Origin of the sequence: Streptomyces harbinensis (genome assembly GCF_900116145.1) — a bacterium.
Lineage (GTDB): Bacteria > Actinomycetota > Actinomycetes > Streptomycetales > Streptomycetaceae > Streptomyces > Streptomyces carpaticus.
This window is the reverse complement of record NZ_FPAB01000010.1, coordinates 111,365-123,252: the sequence shown is the minus strand read 5'-3', so window position 1 is coordinate 123,252 and position 11,888 is coordinate 111,365. Positions and strand designations below refer to the sequence as shown.

The window sequence follows — 11,888 nt, the reverse complement described above, 5'->3', positions numbered from 1 at the left end:
CCCCGGTCAGAACAGCACGCTCATCAGTGCGCCCGCGGTGGTGAAGCCGAGGCGGCGGTAGAGGGCGAGGGCGGGGGCGTTGTAGTCGTTGACGTAGAGGCTGACGACGGGGGCCCAGGTGGTGAGGGCGTGCCGGACGACGGTGGCGAGGCCCGCGGCGGCGAGCCCGGTGCGGCGGCGGTCGGGGGCGGTCCACACGCCGGTGAGCTGGCAGGTGTGCGGGGTGACGGCGCCGATCTCGGCCTTGAAGACGATCCGGCCGTCCTCGACGCGGGCGAAGCAGCGGCCGGTGCCGACCGTTTCCGCGACCCGGGACTGGTAGGCGAGGCCGCCGTCCTCGGCGCTGAGCGGGGAGACGCCGACCTCCTCGGTGAACATGGCGACGGCGGCGGGGAGCACCAGGTCCATCTCGTCCTTGCGCATGGGGCGCACCAGGGGGTCGGGGGTGATGCCGGGCGGCGGCGGGGAGCTGGTGGCCATGAGCGGCTGATGGGCGCGGACGGCGCGGGCGGGACCCCAGTGCGGTTCGAGGTGGGCCCACAGGGCGGCGGTGGCGGGGGCCGGGCCGACGATGGAGGTGCAGCGCCGGCCTTCGGCCAGGGCGCGTTCGGCGAAGGCGCGCAGGGCGGCGGGGCCGGCGTGCAGCGGGACGAGGTTGGCGCCGGAGAAGCACAGCGAGCGCAGCCGTCCGCGGTGGTACCAGCCCCACAGTTCGCCGCCGAGAAGCCGGGGGTCGAGGCCGGATTCGATGACCCGCGCGGTGACGAACGCGCCGGCGAGGGGTTCACGGGCGAGGAGGGCCAGGGCGTCGCCCAGCTCGCCGGGTTCGAGCGGGCGGGTGGCGGGCGTGGTGAGCACGGGGGGCCTTGGAGGTGAGCGGCGGGCGGGTGTCCGCGCACTGTACCGCCGGGGGTAGGGCCGCCGCCGTACGTACCGCGGTGCGGGGAGTGGCCGCGGGCCGCGGCGTGCGGGGGACGGGGGCCGGGGGGCGCGGCGTACCGGGTGGCCGAAGGTGCGGCGTACCGGGACGCCGCGTGCGGTGGCCCCGGGCCGCCGCCGGCCGCGCGGCGCGGTGCCGGAACGCCGTACGCCCGCGGCGCGCCGCCGGGCCGCCGCGCCGGCACCGCCGCCGCCCCGGCCCGGGCTCGGATCCGGGGCGGCGGCGGGCGGGTGGTGCTGCGCTGCGGTGCTGCGGTCAGCCGGCGACGGAGACGCTGGGCTCGCCGGAGGCGACGCCGTCCTTCTCCATCTGGGCGGCGATCTTCATCGCCTCGTCGATGAGGGTCTCCACGATCTTCGACTCGGGCACGGTCTTGATGACCTCGCCCTTGACGAAGATCTGGCCCTTGCCGTTGCCGGAGGCGACCCCGAGGTCGGCCTCGCGGGCCTCGCCGGGGCCGTTGACGACGCAGCCCATGACCGCGACGCGCAGCGGCACCTCCATGCCGTCGAGCCCGGCGGTGACCTCTTCGGCGAGCTTGTAGACGTCGACCTGGGCCCGTCCGCAGGAGGGGCAGGAGACGATCTCCAGGCGGCGCTGGCGCAGGTTCAGCGATTCGAGGATCTGGATGCCGACCTTGATCTCCTCGGCCGGCGGTGCGGACAGCGAGACGCGGATGGTGTCGCCGATGCCCTCGGAGAGCAGCGCGCCGAAGGCGACGGCCGACTTGATGGTGCCCTGGAAGGCGGGCCCGGCCTCGGTGACGCCCAGGTGCAGCGGGTACTCGCACTGGGCGGCCAGCTGGCGGTAGGCGTTGACCATCACGACCGGGTCGTTGTGCTTGACCGAGATCTTGAGGTCGGTGAAGCCGTGCTCCTCGAACAGCGAGCACTCCCACAGCGCCGACTCCACCAGCGCCTCGGGGGTGGCCTTGCCGTACTTGGCGAGCAGGCGGCGGTCCAGCGATCCGGCGTTGACGCCGATCCGGATCGGGGTGCCGGCCTCGGAGGCCGCCTTGGCGATCTCCTTGACCTGGTCGTCGAACTTCTTGATGTTGCCCGGGTTGACCCGGACCGCCGCGCAGCCGGCGTCGATGGCCGCGAAGACGTACTTGGGCTGGAAGTGGATGTCGGCGATCACGGGGATCTGCGACTTGCGGGCGATGACCGGCAGGGCGTCGGCGTCGTCCTGGGTGGGGCAGGCGACGCGGACGATCTGACAGCCGGAGGCGGTCAGCTCGGCGATCTGCTGGAGCGTGGCCCCGATGTCGGAGGTACGGGTGGTGGTCATCGACTGCACGGACACGGGGGCGTCGCCGCCCACCGCTACGGAGCCGACCTGGATCTTCTTGCTGACGCGGCGATCAGCCAGCTTGATGGGTACGGAGGGAATTCCCAACGAGATGGCGCTCATGATGTACGTGCAACCCCATGCGGATCTAGGTCCCGGGAAAAGCGGGCTCAAGCCCTTGACATTACCCTTCCCGAGTGATGGTCGGTTAACCGGTAAGCCGTACCGGTGTGACGATATCGGCTGCCAGAACCAGCAGCGTGAAACAGACGAAGACCCCTGCCACCACATAGGCCACAGGCATCAGTTTCGCCACGTCGAACGGGCCCGGGTCGGGGCGCTTGAGGAGTCTGGCGGTGTGCCGGCGCACGCTCTCCCAGGCCGCCCCGGCCATGTGGCCGCCGTCCAGCGGGAGCAGCGGCAGCATGTTGAACAGGAAGAGGGAGAGGTTGAAGCCGGCGACCAGGAAGAGCGCCGTGGCGATCTGCTGGCTGGCCGGGATGTCGAGGGTGAAGATCTCCCCGCCGACGCGGGCGGCTCCCACGACGCCCATCGGGGAGTCCTGGGCGCGCTCACCGTTGCCGAGCGCGGCGTCCCACAGGTCGGGGATCTTGGAGGGGAGATTGACCAGGGCCTGGACGCCGGTGGTCATGATGTCGCCCATCCGGTCCACGGCCTGCGGGAAGTCCTGCTTGACGATGCCGGACGCCGGCGAGAAGCCGAGGAAGCCGGCGCTGACGTACTCGCCCTCGACGTAGGCGCCGCTGCTGTCCGTCTTGGCGACCTGGTTCTCGATGAGGTCGGCTTCCAGGACGTGGGTGGCGCCGTCCCGCTCGACGGTGATGGTGGCGGGGCCGATGGTGTCGCGGATGCTCTGCTGGAGGGTGCCCCAGTCGTCGACGGGCTCACCGTTGAAGGCGACGATCGTGTCGCCCGTCCGCAGGCCCGCGGCGTTGGCGGGGGCGAGCGGGTCGTCGGCGCGGCAGTCGCGCTGCTCCTCGCTCTGCGAGATGACGCACTCGGAGACGGAGGCGACGGTGGTGGTCTGGGTGTTGATCCCGAAGAACATCAGCACGCCGAGGAAGATCGCGACGGCGAGGATGAGGTTCATGGCGGGACCGGCCACGAAGACGACGATGCGCTGCCAGGGCTTGCGGGTGTAGAGCAGCCGTTTCTCGTCGCCGGGTTCCAGCTCCTCGAAGGAGGCGGCGCGGGCGTCCTCGATCATGCCGCGGAACGGCGAGGTGGAGCGCTGTCTGAGCTTGCCGTCGTCGGCGGGCGGGAACATCCCGATCATGCGGATGTAGCCGCCCATGGGGATGGCCTTGATCCCGTACTCGGTCTCGCCCTTCTTCCGCGACCAGAGGGTGGGGCCGAAACCCACCATGAACTGCGGCACCCGGACCCGGAAGAGTTTCGCGAAGCTGAAATGCCCGAGCTCGTGCCAGGCGATGGAGAACAGCAGTCCGAAGACGAAGACAAGTATCCCGATCAGGAACATCAAGCCCGTCATACTGTCGCTTCTCCATTCGCCACGGGTGCCGGCTGCGACAGCCCGGCCAGCTCGCGGGCGCGGACGCGCGCCCGGGTCTCCGCTTCGAGGACGTCGGGGAGGGTGAGCGAGGTTCCGGCGAAGGCGTCGCCCTGCTCCTCGACCACCCGGGCCACCGTGTCCACGATCCCGGTGAACGGCAGCAGACCGGCGAGGAAGGCGTCGACGCACTCCTCGTTGGCCGCGTTGTACACCGCGGGTGCGGTACCGCCGAGGCTACCGACATGGCACGCGAGCGGCACCGAGGGGAAGGCGTCGGTGTCCAGCGGGAAGAACTCCCAGGTGTGGGCGCGGGTCCAGTCCACCGCCGGTGCCGCCTGCGGAACGCGCTCCGGCCAGCCGAGACCGAGCGCGATGGGCATGCGCATGTCGGGCGGGGACAGCTGGGCGAGCGTGGAGCCGTCGGTGAATTCCACCATCGAATGAATGTATGACTGCGGGTGGACCACGACCTCGATACGGTCGAACGGGATCCCGTACAGCAGATGCGCCTCGATCACCTCCAGGCCCTTGTTCACCAGGGTCGCCGAGTTGATCGTGATCACCGGGCCCATGTCCCAGGTGGGGTGGTTGAGCGCCTGCTCACGGGTGACGTCGGCCAGCTCCGCCCGCGTACGGCCCCGGAACGGCCCGCCGCTCGCGGTGACGATCAGCTTGCCGATCTCGCCCCGGGTGCCGCCGAGCAGCGCCTGGAAGAGCGCCGAGTGCTCGGAGTCCACCGGGATGATCTGGCCCGGCTTCGCCAGCGCGGCGACCAGCGGGCCACCGACGATCAGCGACTCCTTGTTCGCGAGGGCGAGCACGTGCCCGGCGCGCAGGGCGGCGAGAGTGGGGGCGAGCCCGATGGACCCGGTGATGCCGTTGAGGACGGTGTGGCACGGCCGGCCCGCCAGCTCGGCGGCGGCGTCCGGCCCGGCGAGGATCTCCGGCAGCGCCTCCCCCACCCCGTACCGGGTGCGCAGCGCCTCGCGCAGCTCGGTGACCTTCCCCTCCTGGGCGATCGCCACGGTGCGCACCTGGAGCCGGTGCGCCTGCATGGCCAGCAATTCCACCCGGCCGCCTGCGGCGGAGAGGCCGGTCACCCGGAACCGGCCCGGGTTGGCCAGCACCACATCGATGGCCTGGGTCCCGATCGATCCCGTCGAGCCCAGGATGACCACCTCACGCACCCCCTCGGGCGGTGCGGCGGAATAACGCAGACGGGGATCGGCGAGGACCCCGGAAGACTCGGTCATTCCCCCATTGTGGCGGCTGCCCGGACCACCCCGCCGCGCACCCACCCTTCGCCCCCCTTCCGTTCGAACAGTCGACCGATGCACTGCCCTGAGCTCCGGGACAGACCCAAACCGGCGTTGCTACGCTGCTCCGGGTAGTCGAACACAAGCTGTAGCGGGGGTGGCGCGTTATGGCCACGGACAACGGCCGGGTGCGTACGCGGCTGAACGCGGATGACGATGGCACGGGCGGCGGGGCGGCTCCGGATCCCTACACAGGGCGCGACAGCGGTCCGGATCTCGAAATGCACGGGGACGAGCTGAGGCCGATCGCCGAGGACGCCCACGAGCTGCGTGAGGGCCTGGACGCCGCCGCGTACCACGCATTGAACGCCAGCGAATCGGCCGCGTCCACCTTGGAGCCGGCCGGCCTCCTCGCCACTGGTGCCGCACTCAGCCGGGCAGCGACTCGGTACAAGGAGAAGGCCAATGGTCTCTCCCAGGACTGTCAGGACATCGAGGAACATCTCGGTTTTACCGTCAGCAGCCACGCCGCTGCGGAGCAGGACATCGCCGCTCAGATGCAACGGCAGGAGGGCGATCTCGATCCCTACGGCGAGCTCTTCGCACCATGACCGGAGGCCGGGCGTCAGGACCGCCACCGGCGCCAGTGATTCCCGATGTCACGTCTCTCATCGGTCTTGACAACTGAGGGGGATGGAATGCCGACTTACCAGCAACTGACGAGCCTCGACTTCGCACAGCTCAATCAGGCGGTCGAGGACTGGAACACCACTGCCCAGCGCATGACCGAATTGGGCGAGGAGTCCAGCGACGGCATGCTGGCCAAAACCCGCGCCGCCAACTGGTTCGGCATGAACGCCACCGCCAGCGGCGAACGCATCGAGCAGGCTGCCTTGGCCTTCACCTATGCAGGCAGTCAGGCGAGCGGCATTTACGGCGTTCTGCGTGATTTCCGGGATCGGCAGAAGGATTGTCAGCAACGGCTGCGGGAGCTGTCTGAAGAAGCCTGGGGGAAGGGACTGTCCGTCACCCCAGACGGCCAGGTCGTTGCCCGAGGCGGAAACGCCTATACCGACGACAATGGAAACCAGCAGTACCGGCTGACCGATGAGGAAGTGGAACGCCTCTACCGCCAAGGCGACTACAGTCAGTTCCAGCCGCCCGAACTACAGGCGGAGATCAACTCGATCAAGGCCCGGATCCAGGCTGTTCTCGAGGAGTCCGACGAGTTCGACAAAGCGGCGTCCCGCGCACTGCTAGAACTGGCCGGGGACGATGGTGCTCCCTTTGCAATGTCCGCCTACAGCACTCTGGAATCCGCAGAAAGGAGGCAGGGATTCGAGGACGCGGAAGAGGCACTGGCCATCATCGACAAGGGCCCGACAGCTACCGATGAGGAATTGGCCCACCTCAACGAACTCCTCGACTCCCAACAGAACAATGAATACTTCGCCACCCACTTGATGAGCCAACTGCCGCCGAACAAACTGCTTCTGTTCCTCGGTGACATCTACGACGCCGAAGGGACCGGTCCGGATGACCACCGGGCCGCCATCATCGGTGATATGGGAGAGAATCTAGGCTTCGTCCTGGGCTTGGCCAGCCAAAGTGGTCACGCGGGCACGGACACCATTCAGCCCGATATGGTGGCCGCCTGGGAAGACGACATGGTGGCACTCGGCGGGCAGCGAGTCATCCTCAGCGACGGACGCCAGGGACCCTACGGGTTCCAACTCATGAGCAATATCATGGGCTCCGGCGAGTACAGCACGCACTATCTCACCAACTATCATGAAGCGCTTGTCTCCTGGGAACAGGAGATGAGTCCACCGGGCTCGGCCTGGAACCGAACAGCGGCCCTGTACACCCCCATCACAGGAGACGCTTTCAGGCTCGACCCGATGACCGGGCTCATGGAAGCGACGGCCCGAAGCCCGGAGGCAGCCGCGACGATCTTCAGTAACGACGAAGCCTCCGAATACCTGCTGACGGGTCGCCCCCTGGAGGGTCTGCCTCCCGAACTCGGAGAAGGCGGCGGCCGCGCTGCAAGTGAAGCTATCGGCAACGCATTCCTTGCCGCAACCACCGGAATGAATCCTTACGATCCGGGAGCACTTCCGGTGGAACACGAGGACGTGCACCGCAGAAACCTCGATCGAGGGCTCGCGATCACGGCGGAGGCCGGCGACGATCTCCAGCCGGAGTTCCGCGAACCGATGGCCAAGGTATTCCTCAACCATGGCGAGGAGTACGTTCAGACCTCCGGCGGCCTCGACGAGAGGGAACGCCCCCTGCACAAGGAGCACCTCTTCGAGGTAACCAGACAACTGTCACGCGACCCGGACGCCTACGCCTTGCTCAATTCCGGTATCAATGCCGCCCTCGTCGAATCGTTCCATCACACAGAGACGTTCGACGGCGAGCCCATAGACCCGGGCGACACTCTCAGCCGAGCCGGTATGGCGGTCGGGTTCCTGGAGCAGGCCCGATACGAAGCCCTGCACGGTGAACTTGCGACCGAAGAATCCCGTGCCGTATGGGATGCGCGAATGCAATACCACGGATGGGGAGGCATAGTCGGGCAGACGCCCTACGCCGGAGACATTTTTCAACGTGGCGTGGATGTCTGGAGCCAGAAATGGCTTGACGACGAGCTGGAGCGAATCAACGACGGGTACAGCTTGGACAGTAAAAAGGTTAGCGAGATTCGCGACAGGCAACTGGTGGCACTGGCCGAAGAATGGTACGAGATCCATCCCGACTGGGCAGAATCAAGCGAAAGCCACAATACGCGCTTTGGGCGCGTCGGGGAAATTCACGCAAGCGCAAACCTCGGAAACAACAGGAATTCATGACATATTACAATAATAAGCGAAGTCAAAAGTCACGAGCGTCGCGCACATGCACCGGAGCATTGGTGACAATCCCATTGATTCTGGCCTCCTCGTGCGCACAAGGAGAAGAAAAGGCCACCTATACCGTACCCGATCACATATGCGAGGTAAGCGTTGACTCACATCTCCTCGAGGCGACCCTTCCGCCCGGAGAAGAAGTCAGGCAGAATAATGAGCACAGTTTCGAGGGGTATACGGACTGTCGAATCTCCGTCGATGACCATTGGGCCCTCAGTGCAGTCGCATATACCCTGAAAGCAGAGAAAGATCCTCTGGCTGAAGTTCTCTCATCGCGGCCCACCACAGAACAGACAACTTCAAGTTCAGAGGCAGGTATGATCCTGTGGCGAGGAAAGGAATCAGCTGGAACCACCACCTCATTCGAGTGCCAACAACAAGATCTGGGGTCCCACGTGCTGCTGGAGATCAACGTCTTCGGGCAGGTTGACGATATCAAAGATCCACGCATGTCTGACATTGAAGAATTTTCTCTCAATTACATGCAGAATTTCCGGACTCAGTACTGCCAGGAACATTAACCACAGTACCCGCGCCGACAACCATGATCGCGTCGGAGCGGAACGGGGACCAGGCCAGGGGCGGTCAGTGCCGCGGTCAGGGGATCGGGCGGTGGAGGTTGGGCTGGGGTGAGGGGCCCGAAGGGGTGTCGGCGATCCAGGGGCCTTCGGTCGAGGTGTCCAGGACGCCCTCCTCCAGCCAGGTGTACGCGCCGTCCAGGATGCCGCGGGCCAGGGTGCGGTCGGCGGCGTCGGAGCTGTGGTGCAGTTGCGCGAAGAGGTCTTCGATCCGGGGGCGGGCCTGGCGGCAGAAGGCGTGGGCCAGTTCGTACGCCTGCTTGCCGTTGTCCCGGTGGCCCCGGGTGCGCAGGCGTTCGGCGTGGACGCAGGCGGCGCTCATCGCGCAGAGTTCGGCGCCGATGTCCACCAGCCGACCCAGGTAGCGCTGCCGGGTTTCCAGGGCGCCCTGCCAGCGCGCCATGCCGGAGAAGGTGGCGCGGGCGAGGCGGCGTGCGGTGCGTTCGACGTAGCGCAGTTCCGCGGAGAGGTCGGGGTGGCCCGGCACCCGGAAGTCGCCGTAGGCCAGCGGCAGCTGGCCGCGGCCGGCGGTCAGGGACGGCAGCCAGCGGGCGTAGAAGCCGGTCGCCGCGAGGGCCGCCTTCCGTTTGGCGGTGAAGTTCTGCTCCGGGTCGATCAGCGCGCCCGCCACCTTGAGGTGCGGGTCCACCGCCTCCCGGGCGATCATCAGCCGCATGATCTCGGAGGAGCCCTCGAAGATGCGGTTGATGCGCATGTCGCGCAGGAGTTGCTCCGCCGGGACGCCGCGTTCGCCGCGCGCCGCCAGCGACGCGGCGGTCTCGTAGCCGCGTCCGCCGCGCAGCTGCACCAGTTCGTCCGCCATCCGGCCGGCGAACTCGCTGCCCAGCAGTTTGGCCACCGCCGCCTCCAGCCGGATGTCGCCGCGTTCCTCGTCGGCCATCTCGCCGAAGAGCTCCAGCAGCGCCTCCATGGCGAAGGTGGTGGCCGCGATGTAGGAGAGCTTGGCGCCGATCGCCTCGTGCTCGCCGATCGGCTTGCCCCACTGGACCCGCTCCGCCGACCACTGGCGGGCGATCCGCAGGCACCACTTGCCGGCGCCGACCGCGACCGCCGGGACGGCGAGCCTGCCGGTGTTGAGGGTGGTCAGGGCGATCTTGAGGCCGGCGCCCTCGGCGCCGATCCGCTGGCCGCCGGGGACCCGGACCCGGTGGAAGCGGGTGACGCCGTTCTCGATGCCGCGCAGCCCCATGAAGGTGTTGCGGTGCTCGACGGTGATGCCCGGTGAGTCCGCCTCGACGACGAACGCGGTGATGCCGCCGGGGTGGTCGCCGCTGCCGGGTACGTCGGCCATCACCACCAGGAGTTCGGCGATCACCCCGTTGGTGGTCCACAGCTTGACGCCGTCGAGCAGGTAGTCGTCGCCGTCCGGTTCGGCGGTGGCGCCCAGCCGGGCCGGGTCGGAGCCGACGTCGGGCTCGGTGAGCAGGAAGGCGGAGATGGCGCCGCGCGCGCAGCGCGGCAGGTAGGCGCTCTTCTGCTCCTCGGTGCCGAAGAGCGCGACCGGCTGCGGTACGCCGATCGACTGATGCGCGGAGAGCAGCGCGCCGACCGCCGGGCTGGCGGAGGTCAGGACGGCGAGGGCACGGTTGTAGTAGACGTGGTTGAGACCGAGACCGCCGTACCGGGGGGAGATGTTCATGCCGAACGCGCCGAGTTCGCGCAGTCCGCGCACCACCTCGTCGGGGATGCGGGCCTCGCGTTCGATGAGCGGGGCGTCGATGTGCTCGGCGCAGAACTCCCGCAGGGCGGTCAGATAGCGTTCCCCGGTGCGTACCGCCTCCGGGTCGGGGTCCGGGCGGGGGTGGATGAGGTCGAGCCGGAAGCGGCCGAGGAAGAGCTCGCCGGCGAAGCCGGGGGTGCGGGACGCGGCGCCGCGGGCGGCCTCGGCCAGGCGTCTGGCCTCCCGCTCCGCGTCCGTGGGGTCGCTTGTCGCGGTCATCTCCGCTCACCTCGCCGTCGGGACATGAGGGATCGGGACCTGCTGTTACGTACGTACCCGATTCCGGCGCCGCGTACCACCCGGGCAGTGATCACGAAAGCTCCATCGAAGCGCTTCGATACATCTATGGACACAAACCATTGCCCGGTCTAAGGTCAACGCGGTTCCATCGTTTGGAGCGTTCGAATCCCCACGGCGAACGGGCGATCGAAGCGCTTCACCCGGCTTTCCCGGAGGCCCGTCTATGGTCACTCTCGCCGAGGTCGCCCGCCACGCCGGCGTCTCTGCCAGCACCGTGAGCTACGTCCTCAGCGGCAAGCGGACCATCTCGGCCCCCACCAGGGAGCGGGTGGAACGCAGCATCCGGGAGCTGGGCTACCACCCCAACGCCGGGGCCCGGGCGCTGGCGAGCAGCCGTTCGGACATCATCGCGCTGATGATGCCGCTGCGCACCGACATGTACGTGCCGGTGATGATGGAGATCGCCATGGCGGTGGCGACGACGGCGCGCGCGCATGGGCGGGACGTTCTGCTGCTGACCGACCAGGAGGGGCCCGAGGCGGTACGGCGGGTGATCGGCAGCGGGCTGGCCGACGCCATGATCCTGATGGACGTGGAGCTGGAGGACGAGCGGCTGCCGCTGGTGCACGAGGCGCCCCGGCCCGCCGTCCTGATCGGGCTGCCCGCCGATACCGAGGGTCTGACCTGCGTCGATCTGGACTTCGCGGCGACCGGGCGGCTGTGCGTGGACCATCTGGCGGCGCTCGGCCACCGGGAGCTGGCGGTGATCGGGGAGGCGCCGGCGGTGTACGAGCGGCACACCGGCTTCGCCGAGCGCACCATCACCGGGGTGCGCGAGCGGGCCGCCGAGCTGGGGCTGCGGGTGCTGCACCGGCCGTGCGAGGGCAGCTTCGAGTCGGTGGCCGGCGCGCTGGCCCGGATCTTCGACGAGCGGCCGGCGACCACCGGGATCGTGGTGCAGAACGAGAGCGCGGTCGGGCCGCTGCTCTCCCTGCTGCGGCAGCAGGGCAAGGCGGTGCCCGAGGACATCTCGGTGGTCGCGATCTGCCCCGACCAGGTCGCCACCCAGACGTCGGTCGCGCTGACCTCGGTGGCGATCCCCGCCCATGAGATGGGCCGGCGGGCGGTGGAGCTGGTGATGGCCAAGCTCGGCGCGAGTGCCGGTACGGGTACGGGTGCCGGTACGGGTACGGGTGCCGGTACGGGTACGGGTGCGGGCGGCCGGGTCGCTGCCCCGCCGCGGGAGACCGTCGTACGGCTGCTCGCGCCCCGCCTCACCACGCGGGCGAGCACCGGGCAGGCGCCCCGCCTGGTGCCCTGACCGGCGCACGGAACAGCGGCAGCCGCGCCGGCCGGACGGCGGCGGAGCGGGTGTCGTCCACCCCTCCCCCGCCGCC

The 11,888-nt window shown here is 68.6% G+C and carries 8 protein-coding genes; 3 read left to right on the top strand and 5 right to left on the bottom strand.

Annotated features, from left to right (window positions below; all coding sequences use genetic code 11):
- Positions 1-6: 6 nt before the first annotated feature.
- The 4 genes from BM385_RS23225 to dxr form a co-directional block, all read right to left on the bottom strand.
- On the bottom strand, positions 7-858 hold the full coding sequence (locus tag BM385_RS23225; RefSeq protein WP_093844263.1) for a GNAT family N-acetyltransferase: 852 nt from the start codon (positions 856-858) through the stop codon (positions 7-9).
- 337 nt (positions 859-1,195) lie between these two features.
- Positions 1,196-2,353: a flavodoxin-dependent (E)-4-hydroxy-3-methylbut-2-enyl-diphosphate synthase gene (gene ispG / locus BM385_RS23220; protein WP_093844262.1), complete on the bottom strand. Its 1,158-nt coding sequence runs from the start codon at positions 2,351-2,353 to the stop codon at positions 1,196-1,198.
- A gap of 85 nt (positions 2,354-2,438) precedes the next feature.
- The gene (locus BM385_RS23215; RefSeq protein WP_019436421.1) at positions 2,439-3,743 is read right to left on the bottom strand and encodes a M50 family metallopeptidase; all 1,305 of its coding nucleotides are present in this window, start codon (positions 3,741-3,743) and stop codon (positions 2,439-2,441) included.
- The gene (dxr, locus tag BM385_RS23210; protein WP_093844261.1) at positions 3,740-5,017 is read right to left on the bottom strand and encodes a 1-deoxy-D-xylulose-5-phosphate reductoisomerase; all 1,278 of its coding nucleotides are present in this window, start codon (positions 5,015-5,017) and stop codon (positions 3,740-3,742) included. Before dxr ends, BM385_RS23215 begins: the two co-directional genes overlap by 4 nt.
- A 170-nt stretch (positions 5,018-5,187) precedes the next feature.
- On the opposite strand from dxr, the gene BM385_RS27335 reads away from it, so the two are divergent.
- Both BM385_RS27335 and BM385_RS23200 read left to right on the top strand, forming a co-directional pair.
- Positions 5,188-5,631: a hypothetical protein gene (locus tag BM385_RS27335; protein ID WP_019436419.1), complete on the top strand. Its 444-nt coding sequence runs from the start codon at positions 5,188-5,190 to the stop codon at positions 5,629-5,631.
- Between the two features lie 87 nt (positions 5,632-5,718).
- Positions 5,719-7,875: a hypothetical protein gene (locus BM385_RS23200; protein WP_093844260.1), complete on the top strand. Its 2,157-nt coding sequence runs from the start codon at positions 5,719-5,721 to the stop codon at positions 7,873-7,875.
- Positions 7,876-8,529: 654 nt separating this feature from the next.
- Here BM385_RS23200 and BM385_RS23195 read toward each other — a convergent pair.
- Positions 8,530-10,470 carry an acyl-CoA dehydrogenase family protein gene (locus BM385_RS23195; RefSeq protein ID WP_093844259.1) on the bottom strand — a complete coding sequence of 647 codons (1,941 nt, stop codon included), beginning with the start codon at positions 10,468-10,470 and terminating at the stop codon, positions 8,530-8,532.
- Positions 10,471-10,714: 244 nt separating this feature from the next.
- On the opposite strand from BM385_RS23195, the gene BM385_RS23190 reads away from it, so the two are divergent.
- Positions 10,715-11,812 (top strand): LacI family DNA-binding transcriptional regulator, encoded by a 1,098-nt coding sequence (locus tag BM385_RS23190; RefSeq protein WP_093844258.1) that lies wholly within the window; start codon positions 10,715-10,717, stop codon positions 11,810-11,812.
- Positions 11,813-11,888 lie beyond the last annotated feature (76 nt).